Source organism: Rhodococcus sp. NPDC055112, assembly GCF_053607505.1.
This window is the reverse complement of the sequence record NZ_JBSGTR010000004.1, coordinates 118140-132928: the sequence shown is the minus strand read 5'-3', so window position 1 is coordinate 132928 and position 14789 is coordinate 118140. Positions and strand designations below refer to the sequence as shown.

Sequence of the window (14789 nt, the reverse complement as noted above, 5' to 3'; positions counted from 1 at the left end):
TATGTTGAAGTACAACAGTTTACATGCGCTATGAGCGTTTCCGGCGGAGCTTGCCCGAACACGCTGCCGGTGCGCGGGATTCGCCACCGGCCCGCCCCGAGTCCCCTGTCGCCGAGACCAGCGGCCGGCGGCGGCCTCGAGACCCCTGCTCCCCCAAGTGCCACCCTCCCGACACCCCTCCTCCACCACCGTCGGGTGGCCCTGCGAGGGACGGCCACCCGACGGCCTTCGGCGGCAGCGATCGCCGCCAGGACGTGGGCTACTTCTTGGCGGCCGGCGGCGCGTTCAGCAGCGTGATGAACGGCTGGGCGTTGGCGGCCACGGCGCCCAGTCCCCCGATCGCGGTGCCCGCCAGCGAGGCGCCTGCTCCGACCAGCAGCGCACCACCGATGCAGCCCGCGAGCGGGCCCGCACCGAACAGCATTGCCGCAGGCGCGGAGACCACGCCTGCGGCGACCGCGCCGAGGATGCAGCCGCCGACCAGACCGGTCGCGGCGCCCAGGAACCCGCCGACGGCGCCCGTCATGGTGATGTTGTCCTTGACACCCGCGACGGCCGCGGGCAGGTCGATGTCCTTGACAGGCAGGGCGACCGGGGTTGCCGCAGCCGGGCTGGTGTCGGCGGTCAATGTCGCGGTGCGGCCGTCGATCTTCGCCGTCACCGGGTGCGCGATGCCGTCGACCGCGAGCGCCAGCGGCACCGACTCGACAATGGCACCGCTCGAGTCCCGGACGATCAGGTGGTTGTTCTCCTTGGCCAGCGAACCCGCGGCCGTATCGAGGATCACCTGGTTACCGCTGCGGGTGACATTCCACCCCACGCCCGCCGTCGTGGCGGGCGCCGGATCCGCGTGGGCGGTACCGGCAATGATTCCCATCGACGCGATCGTCATGGCCGAAACGGCAGCAAGTCTGGTCATTTTCATGGTCGGTGAGATTCCTTCTCGTTCTGTCGCAGGGACCGATGATCCCTGCGTTGCCGGACGAAGCCAGCCGATGGGTAGCGCGTCGGTCGACGCAGACGGGCACGCTGAGCTGCTGCGACGGTGAAGACAGACAGCGGGGTGGAGATGCGAATGACCCTAGAGACGGATTGTGTCCACCCCGTGGCGCCCGGTGTCGCCGCTCTTACGATTCGCGCACCTGGGCAGCAACTCGCGAGTCAGAAACGCGCAATCAGCGCGTGACTCGGTCGAAACGCCGTGTGTACCGAGCCGGCGGGCCGTTCGGGCACCGGACCTTCTTCGGCGCGGCCGGAGGATCCTTCGACGGCCCGCGGCTGCGCAGCGAGGTGCGTCTTGCTTCGGGTCGGGCCGTCCGATCGACGGCGGGTCGCCTACCGGGTCGTCTGAGCGCCACTCACGGCGACGATAGGAACCCGCGGATAGCCGAGATCAACTCGCGCGGACTGTCCTCGGGGATCAGCGTGTAGCAGTCGGCGAGTTCGACCAGCTCCGCATGGGGAAAGAGCTGAGCCAGGCGGCGGCCGTGCTCGACCGGCATCACCCGATCCTCGGTCCCCCACACGACCAGCACCGGACCCTGGTAGCCGGCGGACGCGGCGGCCCAGGCCCGGAGCGTGTCCCGGTTCGGCACGGAGGTCACGTACTTCTGAAGGTCGCGCCGTACCTGCGCGTTCTCCGAGGCCGGCCGGAACCAGCCGTCCATCACCTCGGTCGGTACCGCGCGCTTGCTCATCCCTCCCCACGCTCTCGGCGATCGTCGCATCGCGCGCAGGCGCATCGCCTGCATGGTCAGGAACAGCCCTCCCGGGATCCGGGCGAGGACCGCGATGGGTCGAGCAGGCGGCGGCGGATAGTTCTCGAAGGCCTCGCTGGCGGTGATGATCATCCTGGCGATCCGCGAGGTGTCGCCGTTCGCGATCAGGACCTGCGCACCGCCCCAGTCATTCTGCGCGAGCGTCACCTGCGTCAGCCCGAGCCGTTCGACGAACTCCCCGATCAGCACAGCGAGCGAGGACAGCGACAGATCCGCGTCCGGCTTCATCGGAATCCGGTGGCCGCCGAGCGGCCACGTCGGCAGGATGCACCGATACTCGTCACGCAAATCGGCGACGATGTGACGCCACAGCGTCCCGTCCATGGTCAGCCCGTGCAGGAACACGATCACCGGCCCCGACCCGCCGGTGTCCTCGTACTCGATCGTCCCCACCGATAGTTCGACCGTCTCCATCGCAACTCCCCTGCCTGGACATCCGAACAGAACGTTGCAAACGAGCCTAAGGCCCTCGCGTCACCCCGGCCTGGCGCGACGCCCCTCCCCTTTCCGGGTTGTTCGGACGGGAGCAGCACTGAAGGTGAGGTGTCGGTGTCGGCGACCGCTGCCGGGCTCCTGATGCCGATAGACCAAGCGTTATGTCATTATCACCACCGGTGTCCCGCCGACTCCGACGCCTGGCCGTGGCGCTCCACGAATCTCCTCCTCACTGGCAACCATTTGCCGCGGCGCCCCCACCTCTCCCCACCCCCTTACGGCCGGACCTCCACGACGTCACCGAGCGATCTTGCCGCCCCACCGCGCACGGAGATCGGGTGTGTGCCTCCACGCGGTTGGGTACTCGGGGTGCGCGGAAGAGGCAGCGATGGTCTCGATGAACACGCGAGGAGAGCAGCCATGAGGCGACTTCCAGGCACGAGCAACAGTGCGCCGGTACAGATGGCGGCCGGTCTGATCGGCCTGGTCTTCGTGATCATCGGTGCGCTCGGTTTCGTTCCGGGCTTGACCACCGGCTACGACGCGCTGGCCGTGGCACACGATTCGCACGCCCTGCTGTTCGGCATGTTCGAGGTGTCGATCCTGCACAACATCGTGCATCTGGTGTTCGGTGTTGCCGGCGTGGCCGCGTCGCGTTCGGTGGCCGCATCGGCGCTGTTCCTGGTGCTCGGCGGTATCGGCTACGTGGTGTTGTGGATCTACGGCCTGATCGTCGACGACGGGTCCGGAGCAGACTTCCTGCCAACCAACCCGGCCGACGACTGGCTGCACCTCGGGCTGGGCGTCGCGATGCTCGTCGTCTTCTTCGCGACTCCGCGACTCGGCACCACCGCGGCAACCGATCCGCATCGCCCGCATTCACCGATCGAGTGACCGCGGCACCGAGCCTGGCCATCGGTCGCCACGAAAGCGGCCTCATCGCGGCTCGCTGGAATCGACGTAGGACTTGCGGGCACCACCACATGATCGCGGAGCAGGGTGGCCACTCCCCTGGTCCCGCCGTCCTCCGCGTACTCCTCACCACCGATTCGAAGCGCACCCTGACCGAGCATGCGCAGCGCCACCGCCGAGGCAAACACCCGATCGTGCTTCTCCTCGTCGTGCTCGGTGACGGGCTCGCACCGCCTGCACCCGATCCTGCGCGGGATGCGCCCGGACAAGGCCCCCGCGGAGGTACACCGCGAGTGAGTTTCGCCGCACCGTTTGCCGGTCGTGATCCGCGGGTACCGCTTCGACGTCGGCATCGAAAGGCAGGAGGCGTACCGATGCAATCACAACCACAAGAGCCCACCGCCACCCGAACCCCGATCCAGGTCGCGGCGCTCGTGGTCGGACTGGTGTTCCTCGCCGTCGGGATCCTCGGATTCGTCCCGGGCATCACGACGAACTATGACGAACTCGAGTTCGCCGGACACGAGTCCGGAGCGGCCCTGTTCGGCACGTTCACCGTCTCGGTCCTGCACAACGTCGTGCATCTCCTCTTCGGCGTCGCCGGTATCGCGATGGCGCGCACGGCCGCCGCGGCGCGGCTGTTCCTCGTCGGAGGCGGCATCATCTACCTCGTGCTGTGGATCTACGGCCTGGTGGTCGACCAGCACAGCACGGCCAACTTCATTCCGGTCAACACCGCGGACAACTGGCTGCACCTCGGGCTCGGCGCGGCGATGGTCGCAGTGGGCCTGGTGCTAGGACGGGTGGGAAGCACGGCGCACACGGCGATCCATCCACGGCACACCTGAGCGAAACGGCGGCCTGTCATGAAGGTTCGTGAACTCCTCGGCGTACCCGAGTCGGTCGACGCGCTCGATCGGATCAGCGTGCCCCTCCAGCAGCGGGTGAATGGGATCCTCGACAACGGTGCCGCGGCCGGAGTCTTGCGCGGGTCCTGGCTGGGCCATCCCGTCCATCCGATGGCGGTCACCGTCCCCGTCGGCGCCTGGACGGCGGCAGTGGTCCTCGAGACCGTGCTGCGTGACCACCGCGCGGCGCGGCGCCTCATCGGCCTGGGGTTGGCCGGCGCGCCACTCGCGGTCGCGACGGGATGGGCGGATTGGGCGGTGCGGGACGATCCCGACCGTCGTGCCGGCTTGGTTCACGCGGTCGGTAACACGGCGGCGGCCTCCGCGATGCTCGTCTCCTTCCGACTTCGCAGACACGCACCGAGCCTGCGCGCCGAGGCGTGGAGCTGGGCGGGGCTTGCGGCCGCCGCGGCCAGCGGTGCCCTCGGGGGTCACATCGCGTTCGGGTCGGCCCGGCGGGCATGACCACGATCGGCTTCGTCTCCGGCGCTCTCGGCGCCGAGCGCGATCTCATCCTGGCCGTCACGGCTTCACACTCACAGCCTCCATCACCCGGTGCCGGATTCAGGACTGTTTGGGACCGGACCAGTCCGGGTAGGCAGAGCTTTAGTGTCACGAAACGGAACGCGGCGACCTGCCGAGACGCAACCGCGAGGATCCATGAGCCAGCTGTCCGATACCGGCTACGACGGGGATCGCGAGAACGCGTCGGTGCGCGTGAAAACTCAGATTGAGATCAAGGTGCCCGCCGAACCCGATCAGCTCGCTGTGGTCCGGGCGGTGGCAAGCGCTGTCGCCGCACAGCGCGACTTCGATATCGATGCGGTCGCCGACCTGCTGCTCGCGGTGGACGAATCCTGCACACGCCTGCTCCGTCGCACCCTCCGCGACACGCTGCTCGAATGCCGGTTCGCACTGACAGACACAGGGGTGCAATTCCGTGTCAGCGGCCGGGTCGATCCGAATGACGTCTCCGAATGGCCGGAGGAGGGCTTCAGCTGGCACGTATTACGATCGCTCACCGAGGATCTCACGATGCGGCGCGAACCTGCCGTGGAGCCGGATCAGGACCACCTGCTTGCTGCACCGGGTCACCTGCTCATGGTCGAATTCGCCATGCGTGCCGGTGGGCCACCCGCGTGAGTGGGCACTCAGTGCCTATCAGTCCCGGATCAATACCAGTATTTCCGCCCACCAACTGCGCGACCGCTCGCGCCCAGGATCCAGAGGATCACACCGACCACGATCAGGACGATTCCGATCGTCCACAAGATCGAGATGCCGGCGAGGAATCCGATGAGCAAGAGAATCAATCCGAGCACAATCATGGCGAACACCATCCGTAGAGTTCGACGCGCGAGTTCAGTTCCCGCACATCATCGATATCGAAGCAGGCGCTGGCGGCCCGTGAGGGACAAGCCAGCGCGACCAGGTTGTAGATGTTCTCTGCCGGTCAGCACCGGCAGTCCTCTCATTGGCTCTGGGTTCCCCCGGGAAGCCCTCTCAAACCAACCGCCCACCCGGCTCGCGAGAGAGCGCGATGTGGTCCTGGGTCGCCCTCCCCCACCGGCGACTTGCACCACCCGCTGCGCGGCCGCCGGAGACCTCCGCTGTCGCTGATCAAGACCCTCTGAACGGCAAAAACCCTCGGTACCGACCCCTTCGTACCCCCACTGGATACGTTCCGGGATCGGTGCCAGACTTGAAGGGTGACGACGGCTGGCGACGACTACCGTGAGGTTCTCATGTCGGGCCGGCTCGAACGAGTCGGGAGTTTTCGCTTCTACTTCAACGGCGAACGGTGGGAGTGGTCGGACGCCGTCGCCCGCATGCACGGTTACAAACCCGGCGAGGTCATCCCCACGACCGAGCTGCTGCTCGAGCACAAGCATCCCGAGGACCGCGACGGTGTCGCCGACCTACTGCGTCGGGTGCTCCAAGACGGCGAGCCGTTCAGCAGCAGGCACCGAATCATCGACACCATCGGCAACGTCCGCCATGTCGTTGTCATCGGTCAGCGCATCATCGCCCATGGGAGGGTGATCGGCACTTCCGGCTTCTACGTCGATGTCACCAACTCCGTCCACCGCGACATCGACCAAACCATTGCCGAACGATTGCCCGAACTCGTCGAGTCCCGTGCCGTCATCGAACAGGCCAAGGGCGCCTTGATGGTGATTTACGGCGTCGACGCCGACCGCGCCTTCGAGGTGCTCACCTGGTGCTCGCAAGAGTCGAACGTCAAGCTCCGGGTCATCGCCGAACAACTCGTCAGCGCACTGCCCACCGCTTTGGACCTTCCCAACAACGTGCGCAGCCAGTTCGACCACATCTTGCTCTCCAGAGGTACGCAATGACCCTGGCGCATCACGCGTCGCGGTGCCGGTGATCAGATTCGCTCGGGGCGCCACTCCAACTCCACGACCACACCCGGGCGAGCGCGGAGACCCATGTGCCCGGCTGGGCGCGGCCTGGTCAGCTCGGAAGCGCCAGCGGCGCGGGAGTATCCACAGTGTCGGTGCGGACCAGGGCATCCATTCCAGTGATCTCGAGGGCCCGTTCGACCGCACGCGAACCAGCAACAACGCTGAGTTCGAGACGATTGCCCGATGCCCGCTCCTGCGCGGGGCCCAGCGCCGAAGCCGCCTCCAGGCTGAGGAAGGCAACCAGCGACAGGTCGATCACCACCGAGTGATAGCTGATGGCGAGCGCGCGGTCGAGCAGCAGCTGGAACTCGGGAAGTAACGCAGCATCGAGATCGCCCACCACCATCACGACGGCGGTATGACAGCTGACGACGCGGGTCTCCTCCGACTCCCGATAGCACGGCTGCCCGAGGCCTGACCCCAGGTGACGGCGCTCGAGTGACGCGGTTGCGACCATGACTGAACCTCCCGACGGGGAAAGGGATCGGTTCGCGCCGACGTCCGCTCCTGATCAAATGGGGAAGCGGAAACTCAGTGAACCCAGGATGGGTATGAACCATCGGCTGTCATCTCAACCACCTCCTTCCTATCACAAAGGGGCTCGGCTGTATACCGCTCAACGCCCGTAAATGGGCGCCAAGCTGGGCATTCTCACTCGAGCTCTGCACCATCCGCCTACGACTCGAACAACGCGGCGGCCGCACCGGGGTGCCCGATAGGACGCCGCACATTTGTGCAAACCCGTCGTGAGTCACATGCCCCAACGGTTTGATTCCGCGACAGGCGGGTAGCCAACGCCTGCATGACAACCGAAACAGGAGGTGCAGTAGTGGCAGAGAACAAGTCTGGTCCCGCCGAGGGCGTCAAGGGCGCCGTCGAGGGCATCAAGGGAAAGGCGAAGGAGGCGGTAGGCGCCGTCACCGGCAACGACGATCTGACCCGGGAGGGTCAAGCACAGCAGGACAAGGCCGACGCGCAGCGTGAGGCAGCAGGCAAGGAGGCCGCCGCCGAGAAGGCGCGGGCCAAGGCGGAGGCGCAGGAACAGCGCCAACGCGCCCATCAGGATTGAACCGAACCCAGCCCGACAGACCGCTCCCGGTCTGGTATCGCGGTCGCGGTCACGGAAGTGACCGCGACCGCGACGTGTGCCTGAGGCTGCAGCACCCGGCCCGACCACCCCGCTGAGCCAGGCCCAGCCCTCGTAGCCGTGGCCGGCGGCGACCAGGCACAGCGCCGTCACCACGAGGCCAACCGCGGCAACCGCATACCCGATCCAGTTCCGGGTGTCGATCACCGATTCGCCCGCGCGCGTGCAGGTTGTCCTGGCCCTTCGTCCTGGTTTCGGGACGCAAGTGGCTGGTGACTCCGCCCGTCATCGGCGAACGACCACTGCGTCGTGCTCGATGCCGATACGCCAAGCGTTATGACATTATCTGTGTCAGGCGACCTTCGGCGGCACCGGTGACTCCGCATGGCGCCGTTGCCGACCCTCCGACCCCCGCGGTGGAGGGCCCAGACGACGGAACCCACTCCCCTCCGTGTCGGTGCCTCCCGCTAGCGTGCCCGCTCATGGTGACGGCGCAAGAACCCGACGACGAAACTCCCCAGGCGGGCGACAGGGAGCAAGGGCGGCTCTCCCCCTGGTTCGAAGAGTTCCTCGTTCACCGCAGCACCGCCAAGCCCTCACCGAACACGCTCAAGGCGTACCGCCAGGACTACACCCTCATCGCCGATGCCCTCGCGCGAGCCCGCGGGGTGACCGCCGTGGAGCTCACCCTCGACGCCCTCGACAAGACGACCGTGCGTGCGGCCTTCGCCGACTACGCGCGGACCCACCAGGCGGCGTCGATCAGGCGTTGCTGGTCCACCTGGAACATGCTGTGCGACTTCCTGTTCTCCGTCGACGCCATCGTCGCCAACCCGATGTCTGCCGTGCTCCGCCCGAAGGCACCCAAGACGCTGCCGAAGGCGTTTCGCGCCGACTCGGTCGAACGGCTGGTCGCAACCCTGCAGTCGTCGGACGACAGCGGCGCACGCGCCTGGCCGGAACGCGATCTCGCGCTCATTCTCACCGGGCTGCTGACCGGCATGCGTTCGGCCGAACTCATCGCGGTCGATCTCGGGGACCTGCGCGACGCGGTCGACGACGGGGCCGGCTACGCCAAGGTGATCCATGTGCACGGCAAGGGCAACAAGGAGCGGGTGGTCACGGTCGAGCCGGCCGTCGTCGACGTGCTCGGTGACTACCTCGTCAACCGCTCTGAGCGGTTCCCCGACACCGCGCGACGCAGGCCACGGGCCGAGGTCTCCCCATGGGAACGATTCGGCGCCGCCGACCCGATGTTCGTCGGTGGCGACGGGCGGCGGATCACCCGCGGGACGCTGCAGTATCGCGTCGAACGCGCCTATCGCCGCGCGGGGATCAACGGCGACCGCGCGAAGGGCGCCCTCGTGCACCAGCTTCGGCACACATTTGCCACCGCCATGGCCGACCAGAACGTCAGCATCTACACGCTGATGCGGATGCTCGGGCACGAGTCGATGAACACCACGCAGCGGTACACCGCGGGCGCGGGCGCCTCGGTCCGGGATGCCGCGGCCCTGAACCCGGCCTACCAACTGGTGTCGAGGGGCACGCCCCTCCCCCGCACCGACGCGACCGGGTGACACCCGAGAACTCGATGCATTTCCGAGGCATCCGTTCGGTGGGTCGAGCATGAGCAGAACGGGTGGACAGATGGACGCAACGATATGGCCACCACGATTTCGTCTCACGCCTCCTGGGGATAACGTCGATCACAGCACACCGTGAGACGAGATGACGTTCGATGACGACCTCCGTGAAGGACAAGCCAGGAAACCTGCCGGCGGAACTGACCAGTTTCATCGGCAGGCGCCACGAGATCGCCGAGGCGAGGCGCTTGCTGGCGACCTCGCGATTGGTGACCTTGGCCGGCATCGGTGGGGTCGGTAAGACCAGGCTGGCGTTGCGCGTCGCCGAAGATTCGAGTCGAACTTTCGCGGACGGGGTGTGGTTCGTCGCGCTCGGTGACCTGCAGGATTCCGACTTGTTGGTGGAGACCGTCGCCGGCGCGCTCGGGCTGCCGGACCAGCCGGGCCTGTCGTTGGCCCGCCTGCTGGCCGATCACCTCTCCACCCGGCACACATTGTTGGTCCTGGACAACTGCGAGCACCTCTTGGGTGCCGTCGCGGATTTGGCGCAGAAACTGTTGCGAGAGTGCCCGGAGCTGCGAATTCTGGTCACGAGTCGAGAGCTCCTCGGGGTGGACGGCGAGCGGGTGCTGAAGGTGCCGCCATTGACGGCGCCGGACCCACAGCAAACCCCGAAACTCGAGGCGATGCCCCAGTACGAGTCGGTGGCGCTTTTCGTCGCACGGGCCACCGACGCTCTGCCTGATTTCGCGCTCACCGAGGCCAATTGCGCTGCGGTAGCGGCAATCTGCGGCAGGCTGGACGGGCTGCCGTTGGCCATCGAGCTGGCCGCGGTGCGGATCCGCGCGATGTCGGCCGAGCAGACCCTGCAGCGCCTGACCGACAGCTACCGGCTGCTGACCGTCGGATCCCGCGTGGCACCGTCCCGACAACAGACGTTGCGGTCCTGCGTGGACTGGAGCTACGAGCTGTGCGAGCCCCGTGAGCAGCAGCTGTGGGCCTGGCTGTCGGTGTTCGTAGGCGGTTTCGAGCTGGACGCGGCCGAGGGCATCTGCCCCGAGGAACTGGTCACCCACGATTTCGTGGACGCGGTGACCTCGCTCGTCGACAAGTCGATCGTGGTCCGTGAACAGGTCGGGGACGCCGTGCGCCTGGGCATGGTCGAGACGATCCGTGCATACGGCAGGGAGAGGTTGCGCGAATCCGGCGACCTCCCCAGGGCACAGCGGCGGCACCTCGCGTGGTACGAACGGCTGGTGGAGTCGGCCGAGTCCGAATGGATCGGGCCCGAGCAGATGAGCTGGATCGCCCGGCTCGATCGGGAACAGCCGAACCTGCGGGACGCGCTGGCGTTCAGCCTGACCGAGGAAGTCGTCGCAACCGATCCAGATGTCAATGCGCGGATCACCAATGCCATGTTCATGTTCTGGACGTGCCGGGGCCTGTTGGCGGAGGCCCGATACTGGATGGGCCGCTCCCTGACGGGCTCCGACGCCATGCAGGTCGAGGAACGAGTGGAGATGTTGTACGGCGACTGCGTGTCGGCGGGCATGCAGGGACAACTCGACCAGGCCGCGACGCGAGCGGATCAATGCCGCGCGCTCGCGGAACAGCTGGGAGACGCGGAGTCGCTCGAGACCGCGGGTTACGCGAGCGGCTACCGGGCACTGTTCACCGGCGACCTCGCCAGTGCGGTCGAATCGTTCGAGGCCGCGCTCGCCAGCGCAAACGAACGGTCGCCCTGGAACGACCCGAGCCGATTCGGGTATGAGATCACACGACTGCTGGGCGGCCTGCTCGGTCTGGCAGCGGCGAGTGGACTTTCCGGAGACGAGAAGGCGGCCGCCGACTGCCAGGAGCGGGTGCTTGCGATCACCACTCCGCGAGGTGAGTCCTTCTTCCGTGCGTACTCGTCATGGGCTCTCGGACAGTCGCTGCTACAGGCGGGAGAGATCAATCGGTCGGCAACCCTGACGGTGCAGGCGTTGCGGCTCCTCCGGCAGCTCAAGGACCTGGTCATGACAGGCTGGTGCCTGGAGTCGTTGGCCTGGATCGCGATACGCGAGCACCAGCCGACGCGTGCCGCGGTCCTGATGGGTGCCGCACAGACGATCGCGCAGACGGTAGGAAGCGTCACGGTGACCCTCGTGTACCTGGTCGGCAACCACGACGAATGCGAGCAACTCACCCGCGACGCACTCGGGACCCGCGCCTACGGCGAAGCATTTCGCACCGGCACCGCCATGAACCTCGACGAATCCGTCGCCTACGCACTCGGGGACGACCCCACCGACCAGCCCCGGACCGCACCGGTGGCGTCGCTGTTGACCCCACGCGAAACCGAGGTGGCACGCCTGGTCGCAGCGGGCCATTCGAACAAGATGATCGCCTCGATGTTGGTGATCTCCCCCCGTACCGCCCAGGGCCACGTCGAACACGTGCTGTCCAAGCTCGGGTTCACCTCACGGACACAGATCGCGGCCTGGATTGTCGAGAACCAGACGGATCGACAGCTCTGATCAGGCATAAGACCTGGTCTCACTCGACGACGAACCTGCCCGCGAGGTCGTGGTCGACCGCAACCTCGTGTCGGGCCGTAGCCCGGATGACCTACCGGCCTTCTGTAAGGCCCTGGTCGACGTGGTCGCGACCGGCGATGCGGCGCCTCCGCCCGCGATGGGGTCCATACTCGATAGGTGAGCGATGTCGCGCCCGAGGCGCAGCCGGAGTTCGAGCCCGTCGGTGGGGAGACGGCCATGCTCGTCGGGAGCTTTCGATTTCACGTCGCGGAGGACGCGTGGGAGTGGTCGGCAGCGGTGGCCAGAATGCACGGTTACGAGCCCGGCTCGGTCGTGCCGACCACCGAACTGATGCTCTCCCACAAGCATCCCGACGACAAATCACACGTCGCCGCCATCCTCGACAACGTCCGGGCACACGGGGCACCCTTCAGCAGCAGGCACCGCATCATCGACACGAAAGGCGAAACCCACCACGTGGTCGTGGTGGGCGATCGACTCCTCGATGAGGACGGCACCGCGATCGGGACGTTCGGTTTCTACATCGACGTCACGGACGCGTTCGAATCCGACATCCAGGAATCCGTCGACGACGCGATCGCGGAGATCGCATCGTCGCGGGGTGCGATCGAGCAGGCGAAAGGCGCGCTGATGCTCGCCTACGGGATATCGGCCGAGCGCGCCTTCGAGGTGCTGACCTGGCGCTCACAGGAGACGAACGTCAAGTTGCGCGACGTGGCACGGCAATTGCTCAATGACATCTCCAAGCTCGACGCGCCGCAGGGCTTCCGCGACGAGTTCAACCACATCCTCTTGACGACGGCGACGCGCACCGAAGGGCAGCGTCCGATCGGGTGAATGCCGGCTCCGCGGTTTGATCACCGAGTGCCCGGGCATCCAGTTGGTAGGCCCCGCGGCCTCCCGGGCGGCCGTAGGTGCCGAGGGATCGGCGGTTCAGAAGCCGAGCCGCCGGTTCCGCAGCCGAACACCGCACGCACGTCGTCTTCGGTGACGCCAGTTTCCTGCCCCGCCGCGGCAGGTAGCGGCCCTTCAGCTGACCGCCCGCCACCCGTTGATCGGGGCTCGAACCGTGGTCAGCGATCGATCGTGATGGATCTGCGCGAGCGCATTCTCGATCGAGGGGAAGCGCCGGAATCGGTTGCCCAGCTCGGTAACCCGGAGGGTGCGGTCGACGGCAGCCGAACCGGTGACCACGTAGAACTCGACCCTGTCTGCGTCGGCTCGCCACTGCGCGGCCGCGAGTGCCTCCGCTCCTCTGATGCTGAGAAAGGTGACCTCCGAGAGGTCCACAACGAGCACGTGCTCGGCCGTGTCGATCCCGGCCCCGAGCTGCTCATTCACTGTTCGCAGCGTCGCGGCATCGACGTCGCCGCTCAGCGTCACCACGCGTGGCGAAGGTTCTGGTGAACATCCACTGTTCGGGGTTCCCGACGTGTTCGCACTTCGGTTCGGCACTTCGAATCGGTGAAGTCCAGGCATGACACCCGCCTCGCTATCGCAGTTGACTTGCGTAAAGAAAGCGGTGGTGGCCGAACGATCAACAGGTGAAACCGAGTCTTCGGGAGCTGCGACAATCCGCTCGACCTACCGCCGGCTGTGGGCTCAACCTGTCTCGTTCCTACCAGATCGAGCACACGCCGGCCAATGAACTTAATTTATCTGACTATGCCGCGCTGGTGACACGCGATGCTCCAAGGCCAATGCCGGGCGCACACGTTCGGCAACCCGGTTTGACGTTTGGAGAGCGATGCGAAGTGGGTAGTCTGCGGGAACCACAACTCATGCTGGGGAACGAGGCCGCATGTCACGGGCGTATGCCGAAGAGCCTGAGCAGCAAGCCGGGTCCGAAGTCGAACTCCGCCTGGCAGCTCGGGTGGACCAACTCTTCCTCATCCGTGCTGTCGTCACGGCCATCACGACGCACAACGACTTCGATCTCGACACCATCGCGGATCTGCCGCTAGCCGTGGACGAGGCAGCAACCCGGCTCATCCGAGCCGGCCGACCAGAGGCTGTGCTGTGGTGCCGGTTTCGCGTTCACGAACGGGTGTTCAGGTTCATCGGATCGACGTCGACGGGCGCCGACGAGCCGGTCGGCGGTCTCGATCAAGGCTTCGGATGGCATGTCCTGCGAACCCTCACCGATGAGGTCGCCGCGAATCAGGTGACCGACCCCGACGATGAATCCCGGCGCATTCTCACGATCGAGTTCACCCGCCGGGCGGACGGCGCGACCGGGTGAGCCGACGCTCGGGGCCCGGATCGGACGAGTACTCCGACGTCAACGTCCGGTTCGCCGCCCTCGCCGCGATGCCGTCCGACGACCCGGCACGGGCAGCGGCGCGTGAGCAGATCGTGGAACGTTGCCTGCCGCTGGCAGAGCACATCGCCCGCCGCTTCTCGGGACGTGGCGAACCGCATGAGGACCTCGTTCAGGTCGCCCGGCTGGGTTTGGTGAACGCCGTCAACAGGTTCGACCACGAGCGGGGCACGGAGTTCGTGTCGTTCGCGGTCCCGACGATCATGGGTGAGGTCCGTCGGCACTTCCGCGACGCGGGGTGGGCGCTGCGGGTTCCGCGCCGCACCAAGGAACTCCACGTCGCAGTCGGAAGGGTGACGGGCGCACTCAGTCAGCAACTCGGCCGTGCCCCCACCCCCACAGAGGTCGCCGCGGAACTCGGCGTGAGCCGCGACGACGTCGATGAAGCCCTGCTGGCGGGAAGCGCCTACCAGACGACATCGGTCGATGCTCCCGCGACGGAGCGTCCCGGTTCGCCGCCGCTCGCAGAGTCTGTCGGGGATCTCGACGCCGCCTTCGACACGATCGACAATCGCGAGGCCCTCCGACCGCTGATCGCCGCCCTACCCGAGCGAGAACGCACAGTTCTCCTGCTGCGCTTTTTCGGCAACCTCACGCAGACGCAGATTGCCGAGCAGGTCGGGGTCTCACAGATGCATGTTTCACGGATTCTCGCCCGGACCCTGGCCTCGCTCCGTGCCGCGATGGACGAGTGACGCTGCCCACCGCGGTTTCGGCCCGTCGAGGCGTGGGTACTTGTGGCTAGCAGAGACCGGCAAGCCTCATGCCACCCGGTCGACGCACGGCGTTACCAGGAA

Annotated in this window: 17 protein-coding genes; 12 read left to right on the top strand and 5 right to left on the bottom strand. The window is 66.8% G+C overall.

Translation table 11 applies throughout. The features are described 5' to 3' along the window. Positions 1-259: 259 nt before the first annotated feature. Positions 260-925, bottom strand: coding sequence for a hypothetical protein (locus ACWFRB_RS04040; protein WP_452639007.1), 666 nt, complete (start codon positions 923-925; stop codon positions 260-262). Between the two features lie 433 nt (positions 926-1358). Next, positions 1359-2192 carry an alpha/beta fold hydrolase gene (locus ACWFRB_RS04035; protein WP_452639005.1) on the bottom strand — a complete coding sequence of 278 codons (834 nt, stop codon included), beginning with the start codon at positions 2190-2192 and terminating at the stop codon, positions 1359-1361. A gap of 441 nt (positions 2193-2633) precedes the next feature. On the opposite strand from ACWFRB_RS04035, the gene ACWFRB_RS04030 reads away from it, so the two are divergent. The 5 genes from ACWFRB_RS04030 to ACWFRB_RS04010 all read left to right on the top strand — a co-directional run bounded on the left by ACWFRB_RS04030 (position 2634) and on the right by ACWFRB_RS04010 (position 5176). Beyond that, complete coding sequence (locus ACWFRB_RS04030) at positions 2634-3107, top strand: DUF4383 domain-containing protein (RefSeq protein WP_452639003.1); 474 nt, start codon at positions 2634-2636, stop codon at positions 3105-3107. Positions 3108-3284: 177 nt separating this feature from the next. Then, the gene (locus ACWFRB_RS04025; RefSeq protein WP_452639002.1) at positions 3285-3422 is read left to right on the top strand and encodes a hypothetical protein; all 138 of its coding nucleotides are present in this window, start codon (positions 3285-3287) and stop codon (positions 3420-3422) included. A 77-nt stretch (positions 3423-3499) separates the two neighbouring features. Then, the gene (locus ACWFRB_RS04020; protein WP_452639001.1) at positions 3500-3973 is read left to right on the top strand and encodes a DUF4383 domain-containing protein; all 474 of its coding nucleotides are present in this window, start codon (positions 3500-3502) and stop codon (positions 3971-3973) included. Positions 3974-3991: 18 nt separating this feature from the next. After that, positions 3992-4498 carry a DUF2231 domain-containing protein gene (locus ACWFRB_RS04015; RefSeq protein WP_452639000.1) on the top strand — a complete coding sequence of 169 codons (507 nt, stop codon included), beginning with the start codon at positions 3992-3994 and terminating at the stop codon, positions 4496-4498. A gap of 195 nt (positions 4499-4693) precedes the next feature. After that, entirely contained in the window at positions 4694-5176 is a 483-nt protein-coding gene (locus ACWFRB_RS04010) for an ATP-binding protein (RefSeq protein ID WP_452638998.1), read from the top strand. Between the two features lie 29 nt (positions 5177-5205). Here the strand turns inward: ACWFRB_RS04010 and ACWFRB_RS04005 are convergent, their stop codons facing one another. Beyond that, positions 5206-5361 (bottom strand): DUF6131 family protein, encoded by a 156-nt coding sequence (locus ACWFRB_RS04005; RefSeq protein ID WP_452639030.1) that lies wholly within the window; start codon positions 5359-5361, stop codon positions 5206-5208. A 381-nt stretch (positions 5362-5742) separates the two neighbouring features. Between ACWFRB_RS04005 and ACWFRB_RS04000 the strand changes: the two genes are divergently transcribed. Further along, positions 5743-6390, top strand: coding sequence for a PAS and ANTAR domain-containing protein (locus ACWFRB_RS04000; RefSeq protein ID WP_452638997.1), 648 nt, complete (start codon positions 5743-5745; stop codon positions 6388-6390). Positions 6391-6508: 118 nt separating this feature from the next. On the opposite strand, the gene ACWFRB_RS03995 is transcribed toward ACWFRB_RS04000, so the two are convergent. Next, positions 6509-6916 (bottom strand): STAS domain-containing protein, encoded by a 408-nt coding sequence (locus ACWFRB_RS03995; RefSeq protein WP_452638996.1) that lies wholly within the window; start codon positions 6914-6916, stop codon positions 6509-6511. 372 nt (positions 6917-7288) lie between these two features. On the opposite strand from ACWFRB_RS03995, the gene mbp1 reads away from it, so the two are divergent. The 4 genes from mbp1 to ACWFRB_RS03975 all read left to right on the top strand — a co-directional run bounded on the left by mbp1 (position 7289) and on the right by ACWFRB_RS03975 (position 12509). After that, positions 7289-7528 carry a microaggregate-binding protein 1 gene (gene mbp1 / locus ACWFRB_RS03990; RefSeq protein ID WP_452638994.1) on the top strand — a complete coding sequence of 80 codons (240 nt, stop codon included), beginning with the start codon at positions 7289-7291 and terminating at the stop codon, positions 7526-7528. 500 nt (positions 7529-8028) lie between these two features. Continuing rightward, positions 8029-9126: a tyrosine-type recombinase/integrase gene (locus ACWFRB_RS03985; protein WP_452638992.1), complete on the top strand. Its 1098-nt coding sequence runs from the start codon at positions 8029-8031 to the stop codon at positions 9124-9126. Positions 9127-9287: 161 nt separating this feature from the next. Then, positions 9288-11651 (top strand): ATP-binding protein, encoded by a 2364-nt coding sequence (locus ACWFRB_RS03980; RefSeq protein WP_452638991.1) that lies wholly within the window; start codon positions 9288-9290, stop codon positions 11649-11651. A 237-nt stretch (positions 11652-11888) separates the two neighbouring features. Further along, the gene (locus ACWFRB_RS03975) at positions 11889-12509 is read left to right on the top strand and encodes a PAS and ANTAR domain-containing protein (RefSeq protein WP_452639029.1); all 621 of its coding nucleotides are present in this window, start codon (positions 11889-11891) and stop codon (positions 12507-12509) included. Between the two features lie 192 nt (positions 12510-12701). Here ACWFRB_RS03975 and ACWFRB_RS03970 read toward each other — a convergent pair whose 3' ends face one another. Continuing rightward, complete coding sequence (locus ACWFRB_RS03970) at positions 12702-13151, bottom strand: STAS domain-containing protein (protein WP_452638989.1); 450 nt, start codon at positions 13149-13151, stop codon at positions 12702-12704. Positions 13152-13545: 394 nt separating this feature from the next. Here ACWFRB_RS03970 and ACWFRB_RS03965 point away from each other — a divergent pair, with 394 nt between their 5' ends. Together ACWFRB_RS03965 and ACWFRB_RS03960 are read left to right on the top strand one after the other, a co-directional pair. Beyond that, positions 13546-13914: an ATP-binding protein gene (locus tag ACWFRB_RS03965; RefSeq protein WP_452638987.1), complete on the top strand. Its 369-nt coding sequence runs from the start codon at positions 13546-13548 to the stop codon at positions 13912-13914. Further along, a complete protein-coding gene (locus ACWFRB_RS03960) occupies positions 13911-14687 on the top strand; it encodes a SigB/SigF/SigG family RNA polymerase sigma factor (protein WP_452638985.1) in 777 nt (258 codons plus the stop codon). Before ACWFRB_RS03965 ends, ACWFRB_RS03960 begins: the two co-directional genes overlap by 4 nt. The last annotated feature ends 102 nt before the right edge of the window (positions 14688-14789 follow it).